The 14,294-nt window shown below is 67.2% G+C and carries 11 protein-coding genes; all 11 read left to right on the top strand.

Annotated elements, in window-relative coordinates; translation table 11 throughout:
* The first annotated feature begins 129 nt into the window (after positions 1-129).
* The 11 genes from rsmH to murC all read left to right on the top strand — a co-directional run bounded on the left by rsmH (position 130) and on the right by murC (position 14,294).
* On the top strand, positions 130-1,341 hold the full coding sequence (gene rsmH / locus IP86_RS07810; RefSeq protein ID WP_502693991.1) for a 16S rRNA (cytosine(1402)-N(4))-methyltransferase RsmH: 1,212 nt from the start codon (positions 130-132) through the stop codon (positions 1,339-1,341).
* The gene (gene ftsL / locus IP86_RS07805; protein WP_054161974.1) at positions 1,341-1,721 is read left to right on the top strand and encodes a cell division protein FtsL; all 381 of its coding nucleotides are present in this window, start codon (positions 1,341-1,343) and stop codon (positions 1,719-1,721) included. Before rsmH ends, ftsL begins: the two co-directional genes overlap by 1 nt.
* A gap of 50 nt (positions 1,722-1,771) precedes the next feature.
* Positions 1,772-3,472: a peptidoglycan D,D-transpeptidase FtsI family protein gene (locus tag IP86_RS07800; protein WP_054161973.1), complete on the top strand. Its 1,701-nt coding sequence runs from the start codon at positions 1,772-1,774 to the stop codon at positions 3,470-3,472.
* Between the two features lie 117 nt (positions 3,473-3,589).
* A complete protein-coding gene (locus IP86_RS07795; RefSeq protein ID WP_054161950.1) occupies positions 3,590-5,047 on the top strand; it encodes a UDP-N-acetylmuramoyl-L-alanyl-D-glutamate--2,6-diaminopimelate ligase in 1,458 nt (485 codons plus the stop codon).
* Entirely contained in the window at positions 5,044-6,483 is a 1,440-nt protein-coding gene (locus IP86_RS07790) for a UDP-N-acetylmuramoylalanyl-D-glutamyl-2,6-diaminopimelate--D-alanyl-D-alanine ligase (RefSeq protein WP_054161949.1), read from the top strand. The genes IP86_RS07795 and IP86_RS07790 overlap by 4 nt, the downstream gene beginning before the upstream one ends.
* Before the next feature lie 11 nt (positions 6,484-6,494).
* Positions 6,495-7,580, top strand: a complete 1,086-nt coding sequence (mraY, locus tag IP86_RS07785) for a phospho-N-acetylmuramoyl-pentapeptide-transferase (RefSeq protein ID WP_054161948.1) — start codon at positions 6,495-6,497, stop codon at positions 7,578-7,580.
* Positions 7,581-7,865: 285 nt separating this feature from the next.
* The gene (gene murD / locus IP86_RS07780) at positions 7,866-9,272 is read left to right on the top strand and encodes a UDP-N-acetylmuramoyl-L-alanine--D-glutamate ligase (protein WP_054161947.1); all 1,407 of its coding nucleotides are present in this window, start codon (positions 7,866-7,868) and stop codon (positions 9,270-9,272) included.
* Between the two features lie 8 nt (positions 9,273-9,280).
* Positions 9,281-10,375 (top strand): acyltransferase family protein, encoded by a 1,095-nt coding sequence (locus IP86_RS07775; protein WP_054161946.1) that lies wholly within the window; start codon positions 9,281-9,283, stop codon positions 10,373-10,375.
* Between the two features lie 138 nt (positions 10,376-10,513).
* Positions 10,514-11,656 (top strand): putative lipid II flippase FtsW, encoded by a 1,143-nt coding sequence (gene ftsW, locus IP86_RS07770; protein ID WP_054161945.1) that lies wholly within the window; start codon positions 10,514-10,516, stop codon positions 11,654-11,656.
* Positions 11,657-11,659: 3 nt separating this feature from the next.
* Positions 11,660-12,760, top strand: a complete 1,101-nt coding sequence (murG, locus tag IP86_RS07765) for an undecaprenyldiphospho-muramoylpentapeptide beta-N-acetylglucosaminyltransferase (protein ID WP_054161944.1) — start codon at positions 11,660-11,662, stop codon at positions 12,758-12,760.
* 127 nt (positions 12,761-12,887) lie between these two features.
* Positions 12,888-14,294: a UDP-N-acetylmuramate--L-alanine ligase gene (murC, locus tag IP86_RS07760; protein ID WP_054161943.1), complete on the top strand. Its 1,407-nt coding sequence runs from the start codon at positions 12,888-12,890 to the stop codon at positions 14,292-14,294.

Genomic DNA, 14,294 nt, shown 5'->3' with positions numbered 1-14,294 from the left:
GAAAACGTGAAGATCGCCGGATCGTGACCGGCCGCCGTCAACGTTTTCTTAAGGCTAAGAGACGTTACTGAGGGGTGAAGAGCCGTATTGCCGGGAACCGCCGGCCCCCTCTGAACAGCCCATAAGCCGATGGCAATCCAACAGATTTCCGCCGGAGCGCAGGGTTCGCCAGTGTGGGGGACCGGTGCGCCGGCCGATTTCCGTGTGGAACCGGGAGTTTCGACCCACGATGCGCCGGTTGCCGACAATGTCTCTGCGAAAGCCGATCCGGCCCTGGCGTTCGATCCCGGCCGATGGGCGACGCTGCGCGCCGCGCGGGCAGGGCGCATGAGCGAGGCAGCGCCGCGCCATATTCCGGTCCTGGGGCACGAGGCGGTCGGCCTGCTGGCTCCGCGCGCAGGCGGCATTTACGTGGACGGCACTTTCGGGGCGGGCGGCTATTCGCGACTGATTTTGCAGACGGCGGACACCCGCGTGCTCGCGATCGACCGCGACCGCACGGCGATCGCCGGCGGCTTCGATCTTGTGCAGAGCGCCGGCGGGCGGCTGACGCTGGTCGAGGACCGCTTCTCCAATCTGGCCGAGGTCTGCGCCGCGCAGGGGCACGACCGCGTCGACGGCGTGGTGATGGATATCGGCGTGTCGTCGATGCAGGTCGATCAGGCCGAACGCGGCTTCTCGTTCCGGCTCGACGGCCCGCTCGACATGCGGATGGGCGGTGACGGGCCGAGCGCGGCCGACGTGGTGGCCCACGCATCTGAGACCGATCTTGCCAACATCATCTACATCTTCGGCGAGGAGCGCTATTCGCGGCACGTCGCCAAGGCGATCATCGTCGCCCGCAAGGAGGCGCCGATCACCACGACCAGGGCGCTCGCCGACATCGTCGGCAAGGTGGTGCGCAGCAAGCCCGGCGAGATCCATCCGGCGACGCGGACGTTCCAGGCGCTGCGGATTTTCGTCAACGAGGAGCTCGACGAATTGTATCAGGCGCTCGCCGCGGCGGAGCGCGTGCTGAAGCCGGGCGGCCGGCTCGCGGTGGTGTCGTTTCATTCGCTGGAAGACCGCATCGTCAAGACCTTCCTGACCGAGCGCAGCCGCACCGGCGGCGGCTCGCGGCATCAGCCCGAACTGGCGCTGGCCGCGCCGAGCTTCACCGTGCTGACCAAGCGCCCCGTCGTGGCCGGCGACGCCGAGGTCGCCGCCAATCCGCGCGCGCGCTCGGCCAAGCTGCGCGGCGGCGAGCGCACGGATGCGCCCGCGCACGCACCGGACGACCTGCCGGGCTGGCCGACGCTCGCGGGCGTGATGACGGCCGGCGGGATGAGGGCCGGCCGATGATGCGCATCATTCATGTCGCCGTGATCGCCATGCTGGTGTTCGCCGCGGCCTATGTCTACCGGATCAAGATGGAGTCGACGGTGCGCACCGAGAAGGTGCTGCAGCTCCATGCCGAAGTGCGCAAGGAGCGCGAGGCGATCGCCCAGCTCCGCGCCGAATGGGCCAAGCTCGACGCGCCCGGTCGTCTGCAGGGCCTCGCCGAGCGCCACCTCAAGCTGAAGCCGATCAACGCCCGCCAGTTCGACCAGCTCAAGAACCTGCCGGAGCGGCCGCCGAGCATCGTCAATCCGGGCGATCCAGATCCGATCGCCTCGATGATCGAGAAGATCGACCCCGACATGATCACCGGCTCGCTGCCGGTGTCGGAGGCCGCGCATTGACCGAACCGTCGCTCCCGCTCGTCGGGCATCACGTCAACTGGCGCCGCCGCATGATCCGTAGCCTGATCTACGGCAAGGACGTCGATCGCGACGCCAAGGCGCGCGCCCGCGTCGGCCTGGCGATGATCGCCTTCGCGGCGGTGTACGGCATCATCGCGTTCAAGCTGTCGATGATCGCCGTGCTCGGCGACAGCCACGGCACGCGGCGCGCCGGCGGCTCCGACGCCATCGCCACCGCGCGTCCTGATATCGTCGATCGCAACGGCACCATTCTGGCCACCGACGTGAAGACGCCGTCGCTGTTCGGCGAACCCCGCCGCATCATCGATCAGGACGAGGCGGTCGAGCTGCTCACCGCGACGCTGCCGGATCTCGAGACGCAGGAAGTGCGCGAACGGCTGGCGTCGAAGAAGGGCTTCGTCTGGCTGAAGCGCGAAATCTCGCCGCGGCAGCAGGCCGACATCAAGAACCTCGGCATTCCGGGCATCGGCTTCCTGCGCGAGAACAAGCGCGTGTATCCGACCGGGCCCGAGGTCTCGCATCTGATCGGCCTCGTCAACATCGACAACCAGGGCATCGCCGGTATCGAAAAATGGCTCGATACCAATGGGCTCGCCGACCTGCACCGCGCCGGCTTCGCTTCCGACCGGCTGCAGAAGCCGGTCGAACTCGCCGTCGATATCCGCGTCGAGCACGCGCTGCGCGACGAACTGATCAAGGCCAAGGAGAAGTACAGCGCCAAGGCGGCGTCGGGACTGGTCTCCAACGTCAAGACCGGCGAGATCGTCGCGATGGTGTCGCTGCCGGACTTCGACCCGAACAATCCGAAGGAGGCCAACGATCCCGATCGCATCAACCGGCTGACCACCGGCGTGTACGAGATGGGCTCGACCTTCAAGACGCTGACGCTGGCGATGGCGCTGGATGCCGGCAAGGCGACGCTGCATTCGATGTACGATGCGCGCGGGCCGCTGCACTACGGCAAGTTCAAGATCCACGACACCCACAACATGGGCCGCGCGATCTCGCTCGCCGAAGTCTTCACCTATTCGTCCAACGTCGGCGCAGCCCGCGTGGCGCTGTCGATGGGCGTCGAGGCGCACAAGGCGTTCCTCAAGAAGGTCGGTCAGCTCGACCGGTTGCGCACCGAGCTGCCCGAAAGCGCGTCGCCGATCGTGCCGAAGCGCTGGGGCGATCTCAACACCATCACCATTTCGTTCGGCCACGGCATCGCGGTGGCGCCGCTGCAGGCGGTGATGGGAATCAACGCGATGGTCAATGGCGGCCTTCTGATCCCGCCGACCTTCCTGCGGCGCACCGAGGAAGAAGCCCAAAAGATCGCCAAACGCGTGGTTAAGCCGGAGACCAGCGACAAGATCCGCTATCTGATGCGGCTCAATGCCGAGGTCGGCACTGCCAAGACTGCCGAGCAGATCGCCAAGGGCTATTATCTCGGCGGCAAGACCGGCACGTCGGAGAAGGTCGTCAACGGCCGCTACGCCAAGAAGCAGGTGCTCAACTCCTTCACCGCGGTACTGCCGATGGACAATCCGCGATATCAGGTGCTGGTGATGCTGGACGAGCCGAAGGCGCTGCCGGAGACCCACGGCTTCATCACCTCGGGCTGGAACGCGGTTCCCACCGGTGGCAATGTGATCGCACGAATCGCGCCGTTGCTCGGGCTCGAGCCGCGCTTCGACCTGCCGCCGCCCGACCGCCTCATTCTTGCGTCATCGAGAGCTGGTCAATAGCGCCGCCCGGGGCGCGGCGCGGTGATGCGTCAGTCGTGTTGCGCCGCGGGCCGCTTGCGCTAAAAGCCCGGTCGGCGTGTTGAATTTCACCAAACCGGCCGACCGGACCCGAGGACCATGAAACTCCGCGATCTCTTGAGCGACGATGTCAGGACCGGCGCCCCGCATGCCGATCTGAACGTCGGCGGGCTCGCGGTGGACAGCCGGGCGGTGCGACCGGGCGACCTGTTCTTCGCGCTGGCCGGCGCCAAGACCGACGGTGCCCGCTTCATCGCCGCCGCCGTCGCGGCCGGAGCCGTCGCGGTGGCCGGCGACCACGCGTCGGCCGGCGATCTCGCGGTTCCGTTCGTGCCGGTGCGTAACCCGCGCCGCGCGCTCGCGCTCGCCGCCGCGCGATTTTATCCGCGCCAGCCGGCCGTGATCGCTGCGGTCACCGGCACCAGCGGCAAGACCTCGGTGGCGGCGTTCACGCGACAGATCTGGCAGCGGCTCGGCCATGCCTCGGCCAGTATCGGAACCATCGGCCTGGTGACGCCGACCCGCTCGGTCTACGGATCGCTGACCACGCCAGATCCGATCGCGCTGCATCGCTCGATCGACGAGATCACCGGCGAGGGCGTGACGCATCTGGCGCTGGAGGCCTCGTCGCACGGGCTCGATCAGTTTCGCCTCGACGGCGTGCGGGTCGCGGCCGGTGGTTTCACCAACCTATCGCGCGATCACATGGACTACCACCCGACGGTCGCGCACTATCTCAACGCCAAGCTGCGGCTGTTCCGCGATCTGGTGCAGGACGGCGGCGCCGCGGTGATCTCGGCCGATCACGATTGTTCGGCCGAAGTCATCGAAGCCGCGCGCGCGCGCGGGCTGCGGTTGATTGCGATCGGCCGCAACGGCGATCCGGGCGACGGCATCAAGCTGGTCGAAGCGACGATCGACGGGTTCGGCCAGAAGCTGCTGATCGAACATGCGGGCCAGCGCGTCGCCGTCAAGCTGCCGCTGGTCGGCGAATTCCAGATCGAGAACGCGCTGGTATCGGCGGGGCTGGTGATCGGCACCGGCGGCGATGCGGCGGCGACCTTCGCGGCGCTCGAACATCTCGAAGGTGCGCCGGGCCGGCTCGATCTCGTCGGCGCGCATAACGGCGCGCCGGTGTTCGTGGACTACGCGCACAAGCCGGACGCGCTCGCCAAGGCATTGCAGGCGCTGCGGCCTTACGCCAGGCGCAAGCTCGTCGTGGTGTTCGGCGCCGGCGGCGATCGTGACACCGGAAAGCGGCCGCTGATGGGCGAGATCGCAGCGAACAATGCCGACGTGGTGATCGTCACCGACGACAATCCGCGCAGCGAGGATCCGGCCGCGATCCGCGCCGCGATCCTCGCCGCAGCGCCGGGCGCGCGCGAAATCGGCGACCGCGCCGAAGCCATCCGCGTCGCGATCGGCGATTTGCAGCCGGGCGATGCGCTGCTGATCGCCGGCAAGGGACACGAAGTCGGGCAGATCGTGGGCGACACGGTGCTGCATTTCAGTGATCACGAAGCCGCCGCGGCGGCGCTATCAGCGAGTGCAGCATGACCAAACAGCCGCTGTGGACGTCCGAGGCGATGATCGCGGCGATGCGCGCCGCCACGGCCGGCACACTGCCACGCGACGTGTTCGGCATCTCGATCGACAGCCGCACGCTGGCGCCGGGCGACGCGTACTTCGCCATCAAGGGCGACGTCCACGACGGCCATGCCTTCGTCGAGGCCGCGCTCAAGGCCGGCGCCGCGCTCGCGGTGGTCGAGACCGCGCAGCGCGACAAGTTTCCGGCGGATGCGCCGTTGCTGGTGGTGGATGACGTGCTCGACGGCCTGCGCGATCTCGGCCGAGCGGCGCGGGCGCGGCTCGATGGCCGTGTGATCGCCGTCACAGGGTCGGTCGGCAAGACCTCGACCAAGGAGGCGCTGCGCGGTGTGCTCGGCGCGCAGGGCGAGACCCACGCCTCGGTCGCCTCGTTCAACAACCATTGGGGCGTGCCGCTGACGCTGGCGCGCTGCCCGCAGAGCGTGCACTACGCGGTGTTCGAGATTGGCATGAATCACGCCGGCGAAATCGAACCTCTGGTGAAGATGGTGCGACCCCATGTGGCGATCATCACCACGGTGGAGCCGGTGCATCTGGAGTTCTTCGCGGGTATCGAAGGCATCGCCGACGCCAAGTCGGAAATCTTCGCCGGCCTCGAGCCCGGCGGCACCGCGGTGCTGAACCGCGATAATCCGATGTTTGGGCGGCTGTGCGACAATGCCGCCGAGGCCGGCGTCGCCCGCATCGTCTCGTTCGGCGCCGACGCCAAGGCGGAGGCACGGCTGCTCGACATCGCTCTGCATGCGGATTGCTCGGCGGTCCATGCCAGCATTCTCGGTCACGACGTCACCTACAAGCTCGGCATTCCGGGTCGCCACATCGCCATGAATTCGCTCGCCGTGCTGGCGGCCGCCGATCTGGTCGGCGCCGATCTGGCGCTGGCGGCGCTGGCGCTGTCGCAGGTCCAACCCGCGGCCGGCCGCGGCGTCCGCCGCGCGCTCGAGCTCGGGCAGGGGGCGGCGACACTGATCGACGAGAGCTACAATGCCAACCCGGCCTCGATGGCGGCGGCACTCGGCGTGCTCGGCAGCGCCGAGATCACCGGGCAGGGACGGCGGATCGCCGTGCTCGGCGACATGCTCGAGCTGGGGCCGACCGGGCCCGAGCTGCATCGCGGCCTCGCCGAGGCGGTGAAGAGCCACGGGATCGATCTGGTGTATTGCTGCGGCCCGCTGATGCGTCACCTCTGGGACGCCCTTTCCTCCGGCAAACGGGGGGGCTATGCAGAGACTGCGGCCGAGCTCGAATCTCAGGTTGTCGGCGCGCTCCGCCCCGGCGACGTGCTGATGATCAAGGGCTCGCTCGGTTCGCGCATGAAAACGATTGTCACCGCGCTCGAGAAGCGCTTCCCCGGCAAGGCCGCGCTCGACGACGCTGCGGTGTAAGGCGGCCCCGAATGCTCTATTGGCTGATCGATCTTTCCAGTTCTTTTCCCGCCTTCAACGTTTTCCGCTACATCACCTTCCGCACCGGCGGCGCCGTGGTGACCGGCGCGCTGTTCGTGTTCCTGTTCGGGCCCTGGATCATCGACAATCTGCGGCTGCGTCAGGGCAAGGGGCAGCCGATCCGCGCCGACGGCCCGCAATCGCATCTCGTCTCGAAGCGCGGCACGCCGACCATGGGCGGGCTGATGATCCTGTCCGGGCTGACGGTCGGCACCGTGCTGTGGGCCAACCCGCTCAATCCGTATGTGTGGATCGTGCTGGCGGTCACGCTCGGCTTCGGCTTCGTCGGTTTCTACGACGACTACATGAAGGTCACCAAGCAGACCCACGCCGGCATCTCCGGCCGCACGCGGCTGCTGATCGAATTTGCGATCGCCGGCGCGGCCTGCTTCGCGCTGGTGTGGCTCGGCCGCGGCTCGCTGTCGAGTTCGCTCGTGATCCCGTTCTTCAAGGACGTCGCTCTCAATCTCGGCTGGTACTTCATCATCTTCGGCGCCTTCGTGATCGTCGGCGCCGGCAATGCGGTGAACCTGACCGACGGTCTCGACGGCCTCGCCATCGTGCCGGTGATGATCGCCACCGCCAGCTTCGGCATGATTTCGTATCTCGTCGGCAACGCGGTGTTCGCCGAATATCTGCAGATCAACTACGTGGCCGGCACCGGCGAGCTCGCGGTGCTGTGCGGCGCACTGCTCGGCGCGGGGCTGGGCTTTCTGTGGTTCAACGCGCCGCCTGCCTCGATCTTCATGGGTGACACCGGCTCGCTGGCGCTCGGCGGCATGCTCGGCTCGATCGCGGTCGCGGTGAAGCACGAGATCGTGCTGGCGGTGATCGGCGGCCTGTTCGTGCTCGAAGCGGTGTCGGTGATCGTGCAGGTCGCGTCGTTCAAGCTCACCGGCAAGCGCGTGTTCCGCATGGCGCCGATCCACCACCATTTTGAACAGAAAGGCTGGACCGAACCGCAGATCGTGATCCGCTTCTGGATCATCGCGGTGATCCTCGCGCTCGCCGGCCTGTCGACGCTGAAGCTGCGGTGAGTAGGATTTAATCGACTTTGAGTTCGTCATTGCGAGCGAAGCGAAGCAATCCAGCTCAGTGCACGGAGCTGGATTGCTTCGTCGCTTCGCTCCTCGCAATGACGGGGAGAGGCTTTTAGTGACTGCTGACTTTGCCCCAGAGAACAGCCTCATCCTGAGGAGCGGCCCGCAGGGCCGCGTCTCGAAGGATGTGCCACGCAATCATCCTTCGAGACGCCCGGCGACGCCCTTCGGGCTCTGCCGGGCTCCTCAGGATGAGGCTTCGCGTGTGGCGGGAGCGCGCCGATGATTCCCGTGACGTCTTTCGCCGGCCAATCCGTCGCGGTGTTCGGGCTCGGTGGCTCGGGGCTGGCGAGTTGCCATGCGCTGCGCGCCGGCGGCGCCGAAGTGTTCGCGTGCGACGACAATCTCGATCGCATGGTCGAAGCCGCGCAGGCCAATTTCATCACCGCCGATCTGCGCAACGTGTCGTGGACGAATTTCGCCGCGCTGATCCTGACGCCCGGCGTGCCGCTGACGCATCCGGCGCCGCACTGGACCGTCCTGAAGGCGCGGGAAGCCGGCGTCGAAGTGATCGGCGATATCGAGCTGTTCTGCCGCGAGCGCAAGCTGCACGCGCCGGATGCGCCGTTCGTCGCCATCACCGGCACCAACGGCAAGTCCACCACCACGGCGCTGATCGCGCATCTGATGCGCGAAGCCGGCTTCGACACCCAGATGGGCGGCAATATCGGCACCGCGATCCTGTCGCTGGAGCCGCCGCAGGCCGGCCGCGTCCATGTGATCGAGATGTCGTCCTATCAGATCGACCTGACGCCGTCGCTCGATCCGACCGTCGGCATCATGCTCAACGTCACCGAGGATCACATCGACCGCCACGGCACGATCGAGCACTACGCCGCCGTCAAGGAGCGCCTCGTCGCCGGCGTTGCGGCGGACGGCACCGCGATCATTGGCGTCGATGATGGCTTCGGCCGCGACATGGCGGACCGTATCGCGCGCGCCGGCAAGCGGGTGGTGCGGATTTCGGTGAAGCAGCCGCTCGCCGACGGCATCGTCGCCGATCACGAAACGATCTCGCGGATCAGTGGCGGCGCGTCGCAACAGATTGCGAGACTCGGCGGCATCGGCTCGCTGCGGGGCCTGCACAACGCACAGAACGCCGCCGCCGCATCCGCCGCGGCGCTCGCGCTCGGCGTCGCGCCGGATGTGCTGCAGAAGGGACTGCGTAGCTTCCCCGGCCTCGCACATCGCATGGAGCAGGTTGGCCGTCAGGGCGCGACGCTGTTCGTCAACGACTCCAAGGGCACCAACGCCGACGCCACCGCGAAGGCGCTGTCGTCGTTCGGCGATATCTTCTGGATCGCGGGCGGCAAGCCGAAGACCGGCGGCATCGAGAGTCTTGCCGAGTACTTCCCGCGCATCCGCAAGGCCTATCTGATCGGCGAGGCGGCGGCGGAGTTTTCCAGGACGCTCGAAGGCCGCGTACCCTACGAAATCAGCCGGACACTGGACAACGCCGTGCCGGCAGCGGCGCGCGACGCGGCAGTCTCCGGCGTGGCCGAGCCGGTCGTGCTGTTGTCGCCGGCCTGCGCCTCGTTCGACCAGTTCCGCAATTTCGAAATCCGCGGGAGCAAGTTTCGCGATCTAGTGCTCGCGTTGGACGACGTCAAGCCGATCGGTCCAGGCTGAGGTACACGATGCGTATCGCCGCCGTCGACGGATTGCGCGGCATCGCCATTCTCGGCGTCGTCTGGCATCATATGATCGGCGATGCCTGGCAGACGCCGATCAACCTGGCGGGCGTCGAACTCTCAAACAATCCCATCGCGGCGAACGGCTGGATGGGCGTCAATCTGTTCTTCTTCCTGTCCGGCTTCGTGCTGTATCTGCCTTATGGTTCGGGAAGCCGCAGGATGGAGACGCGCCGTGACGCGCTCGACTTCCTCCGTCACCGCGCGGCGCGGTTGTTGCCGCTGTTCTACCTGTCGCTCATCATCGGCTTCGTCTTCCTCTGCCGGCTCGACGATTTGCAGAACTGGATCAAGCTGGTCGTGAGCTTGGCGCTGGTCTTCCCGTTCTACATCCCCGCCTTCATGCCGCCGGGCAACCCCGTCCTGTGGTCGCTCGGCACCGAGATCTATTTCGCGTTGGCGATGCCGCTGCTGCTCGATCTGATCGCGCGAGCGGGGCTGGCGCGCGTCGCTGTCGGCGCGGTGATGCTCGCATTCCCGGTTCGTATCATCGCCTTCACGCTGATGCCGGCGGAGAATATCAACGTTAATCCGTTGTGTGACTTGATCTTCGGCCGCATCGACGACTTCGTGCTCGGCATGGTCGCCGCCGCATTGGTGGTGAGGGGAGTGCGTCTGCCGCTCGTTTGCGTTCCGCTGGGCCTTGCTATGCTGGCCGCCGCCCCGCTGCTCTCGGATGCATGGCATGCGTATCGGGTGCCGGGCTGGACGCAGGCGGTGACCTATTCGCTGATCAATGTCGGCTTGCTGCTGACGACCAACCGTCTGCTGCTCGGGCGCAATGTCCTGGCGCGGGGGCTGTCGGTCGGTCTGCTGCGCTGGCCGGGAATCATGTGTTTCTCGATCTACGCCTGGCACGCCATCGTGCTGCGGCTGTTCGTGCGGCAGTTTCCCGACGCCGATGCGGCGTTCCTGGCGGTGCTGTGCCTGCCGACGATCGCGGCGGTGGCATTGGCCAGCTTCTGTCTGATCGAATTTCCAGGCCGGCCGCTGCGGACCCTGCTCGGGACAGGCGAGCCCTTGCCGCGTGCCGCGCCCTGATGCTGAAGCCGCCCGTCGCCGGGCAGGCATGCCGGCTTCGGAAGACGAGCCCGATCTGCTTCAAATCATCCCGCTTCCGTTAACCTCTTGGCAACCACACGGGCGCACCAATGGGGTGGTCTTTGCCCAGGATTGCCGATGATCTCCCGTGAACAACGCACGCCGTTCAGCGAATGGTGGTGGACCGTCGACCGCGTTTTGCTGGCGGCGCTGATCGCGCTGATGCTGGCGGGCGTCATCCTGTCGCTGGCGGCGTCGCCTCCGGTGGCGACCAGGATCGGCCTTGACCCGTTCCACTTCTTCAATCGCCACGTGCTGTTTCTGGCGCCGTCGCTGATCGTGCTGATCGCGGTGTCGTTCCTGTCGCCGCGCCAGATCCGGCGGACCGCGCTGATCGTCTTCGCGCTGGCGATCGCACTGATCGTGGTGACGCTGTTGTTCGGGCCGGAAGTGAAGGGCTCGCGGCGCTGGATCACGCTGCTCGGCGTCAACATTCAGGCCTCCGAAATCGCCAAGCCATCCTTCGTGATCCTGGCGGCGTGGCTGTTCTCGGAAGCGGCACGGCGGCCGGAAATGCCGGCGACCTCGATGGCGATGGTGCTGCTGCTGACGCTGGTTTCGCTGCTGGTGATGATGCCGGACTTCGGCCAGACCATGCTGATCACCATGGTCTGGGGCGCGCTGTTCTTCATCGCCGGCATGCGGGTGATCTGGGTATTCGGGCTGACGGGCGCGGCTGCCGGAGGGCTGTTTGCCGCTTATCTGCTGGTTCCGCATGTCGCCGGCCGTATCAAGCGCTTCATGAATCCGGCCTCGGGCGACACCTTCCAGGTGGACATGGCGAGCGAGGCATTCAGCAACGGCAGCTGGTTCGGCCTCGGGCCGGGCGAGGGCATCGCCAAGCGCAGCCTGCCGGACAGCCACACCGACTTCGTGTTCGCCGTCGCGGCCGAGGAGTTCGGCATCGTGCTGTGCCTGGCCCTGCTGGCGCTGTTCAGTTTCATCGTGCTGCGCACGCTGTCGCGCGCCTACAAGTCCGACGATCTGTTCGCGCGGTTCGCGGCCTCGGGGCTTGCGATCCTGTTCGGCGTGCAGGCCGCGATCAACATGTCGGTGAACCTGCAACTGATCCCCGCCAAGGGCATGACGCTGCCGTTCATTTCCTACGGCGGCTCGTCGATGGTGTCGCTGGCTTACGGCGTCGGCATGATGCTGGCGCTGACCCGGCAGCGGCCGCAGACCGAAGTCAGCGCGATCGAAGCCGCTGGCAGCTACGCCTAGGCCATGAGCGACGCGCCCCTCATTCTTCTCGCCGCCGGCGGCACCGGCGGGCATCTGTTCCCAGCCGAGGCGCTGGGCGTCGTGCTGATGAAGCGTGGCCTGCGCGTTCGGCTCGTCACCGACAGTCGGGCGATGCGTTACAGCGGGCTGTTTTCGGCCGACATGATCGACGTGGTGCCGAGCGAAACGGTGCGCGGCAGGACTCCCTGGGCGCTGGCCCGCACCGGGCTGATGCTGGGCGCCGGCACCGCCAAGGCGCTGGCGCTGATGCTGCGACGCCGGCCCGCCGCCGTGATCGGCTTCGGCGGCTACCCGACCTTGCCGCCGCTGTTCGCCGCGAGCGCGCTCCGTATTCCAACGCTGATCCACGACGCTAATGCGGTGATGGGCCGTGCCAACCGGCTGCTGTCGCGGCGCGTGAGCGCGATCGCCACCTCGCTGCCCGGCGTCCTCGACCGCGATCCGGCGCTCGCCGCGAAAACGACGACGACCGGCACGCCGATGCGGCCCGCGATCCTCGCCGCCGCGGCCGTGCCCTTCGCGCCGCTCGACCCGGCCGGTCCGCTGCGTCTCCTCGTGGTCGGCGGCAGCCAGGGCGCCCGGGTGATGGCCGACATCGTGCCCGGCGCGATCGAGCAGCTCGACCCGGCGCTGCAGGCGCGACTGGTGCTGACCCAGCAGGTCCGCGACGAGGATAGGGCGCGCGTACGGGCGGTCTACGATCGGCTGAAGCTGACCTGCGAGCTGGCGCCGTTCTTCACCGACCTGCCGGCTCGACTTGCCGCCAGTCAGCTTGTGGTATCCCGTTCAGGCGCCGGCACCGTTGCCGAGCTGGCCGCGATTGGTCGCCCCTCCATTTTAGTACCTCTGCCCGGTGCCATCGATCAGGATCAGTTCGCCAATGCTGGCGTACTGGCCGACGCCGGCGGCGCCATCCGGATCGCGCAGGCTGATTTTACCCCTGCGCGGCTTGCGGCCGAAATCACCGCTTTGGCCGCGGATCCGGCCCGGCTGACCGCCATGGCCACCGCCGCCCGCACGGTAGGCCGGCTGGACGCGGCCGACCGATTGGCGGATCTGGTCATGCAGGTGGCGCAGGTCTGAACCGGGCCAGGTCGCCTGCTTTTGTCCGCGGCGGGCTTGTCCCGGCCATCCTCGTCTTGCATGAAGTGCCCTGAATTGTCGCGGGCCTGGACCCGGGCGAGCCGACCGACCTTGAGAGACTTTGCACATGAGACTGCCGCGCGAAATCGGACCCATTCACTTCGTCGGGATCGGCGGCATCGGCATGAGCGGCATCGCCGAGGTGCTGTGCAATCTCGGCTACACTGTGCAGGGCTCCGACGCCTCGGAGAGCGCCAACGTCAACCGGCTGCGGGAAAAAGGCATCGAGATCCACGTCGGCCACCAGGCCGACAACATCAAGGGCGCCGACGTGTTGGTGGTGTCGACTGCCATCAAGCGCGACAATCCGGAACTGCTGGCGGCGCGCGCGCAGCGCATTCCGGTGGTGCGGCGCGCCGAGATGCTGGCCGAGCTGATGCGGCTGAAGAGCTGCGTCGCCATCGCCGGCACCCACGGCAAGACCACCACGACGTCGATGGTCGCCGCCTTGCTCGACGCCGGCGAGCTCGACCCGACGGTGATCAACGGCGGCATCATCAACGCCTACGGGACCAATGCGCGGCTCGGAGCCGGCGACTGGATGGTGGTCGAGGCCGACGAGAGCGACGGCACCTTCCTGAAGCTGCCGGCCGACGTGGCGATCGTCACCAATGTCGATCCTGAGCATCTCGATCACTTCAAGACCTTCGACGCGGTGCAGGACGCCTTCCGCAATTTCGTCGAGAACGTGCCGTTCTACGGCTTCGCGGTGATGTGCATCGATCATCCTGTGGTGCAGGCGCTCGTCGGCAAGATCGAGGATCGCCGCATCATCACGTACGGCGAGAATCCGCAGGCCGACGCGCGGCTGCTCGACCTCAAGCCGTCCGGCGCCGGCTCGACCTTCAAGGTCGCGTTCCGCGACCGCAAGGCCGGCACCGCGCACGAGATTACTGATCTGCTGGTGCCGATGCCCGGCCGGCACAATGCGCTCAACGCGACTGCGGCGATTGCGGTGGCGCACGAACTTGGCCTGTCCGACGACACCATTCGCAAGGCGCTGGCCGGCTTCGGCGGCGTGCGCCGCCGCTTCACCAAGACCGGCGAGTGGAACGGCGTTACCGTCATCGACGATTACGGCCATCACCCGGTCGAGATCGCCGCGGTGCTGAAGGCGGCGCGGCAGTCGACCAGCGGCAAGGTCATCGCCGTGGTGCAGCCGCATCGCTTCACCCGGCTGCAGTCGCTGTTCGAAGAATTCTGCACCTGCTTCAACGACGCCGACACCGTGATCGTCGCCGACGTCTATCCGGCCGGCGAGGCGCCGATCGAGGGGATCGATCGCGATCACTTTGTGCTCGGCCTGCGCGCCCACGGCCACCGCGAAGTGATCCCTCTGCAGGACTCCGCGTCGCTCGCCGGCGTGGTCGCTGGCGTCGCCAACAGCGGCGACTACGTCGTCTGCCTCGGCGCCGGCAACATCACCCAATGGGCTTACGCGTTGCCGGGCGAATTGAAGGCGCTGGGGGGCTGA

This window comes from Rhodopseudomonas sp. AAP120 (assembly GCF_001295845.1).
Taxonomy (GTDB): Bacteria; Pseudomonadota; Alphaproteobacteria; order Rhizobiales; family Xanthobacteraceae; genus Rhodopseudomonas.
Note: the sequence above shows the minus strand (reverse complement) of the source record. Positions and strands in the feature narration are given on the sequence as shown.

Coding starts and splice junctions, on each gene's coding strand:
- rsmH (WP_502693991.1), top strand. CDS start 130: ATGGCAATCCAACAGATTTCCGCCGGAGCGCAGGGTTCGCCAGTGTGG.
- ftsL (WP_054161974.1), top strand. CDS start 1,341: ATGCGCATCATTCATGTCGCCGTGATCGCCATGCTGGTGTTCGCCGCG.
- IP86_RS07800 (WP_054161973.1), top strand. CDS start 1,772: ATGATCCGTAGCCTGATCTACGGCAAGGACGTCGATCGCGACGCCAAG.
- IP86_RS07795 (WP_054161950.1), top strand. CDS start 3,590: ATGAAACTCCGCGATCTCTTGAGCGACGATGTCAGGACCGGCGCCCCG.
- IP86_RS07790 (WP_054161949.1), top strand. CDS start 5,044: ATGACCAAACAGCCGCTGTGGACGTCCGAGGCGATGATCGCGGCGATG.
- mraY (WP_054161948.1), top strand. CDS start 6,495: ATGCTCTATTGGCTGATCGATCTTTCCAGTTCTTTTCCCGCCTTCAAC.
- murD (WP_054161947.1), top strand. CDS start 7,866: ATGATTCCCGTGACGTCTTTCGCCGGCCAATCCGTCGCGGTGTTCGGG.
- IP86_RS07775 (WP_054161946.1), top strand. CDS start 9,281: ATGCGTATCGCCGCCGTCGACGGATTGCGCGGCATCGCCATTCTCGGC.
- ftsW (WP_054161945.1), top strand. CDS start 10,514: ATGATCTCCCGTGAACAACGCACGCCGTTCAGCGAATGGTGGTGGACC.
- murG (WP_054161944.1), top strand. CDS start 11,660: ATGAGCGACGCGCCCCTCATTCTTCTCGCCGCCGGCGGCACCGGCGGG.
- murC (WP_054161943.1), top strand. CDS start 12,888: ATGAGACTGCCGCGCGAAATCGGACCCATTCACTTCGTCGGGATCGGC.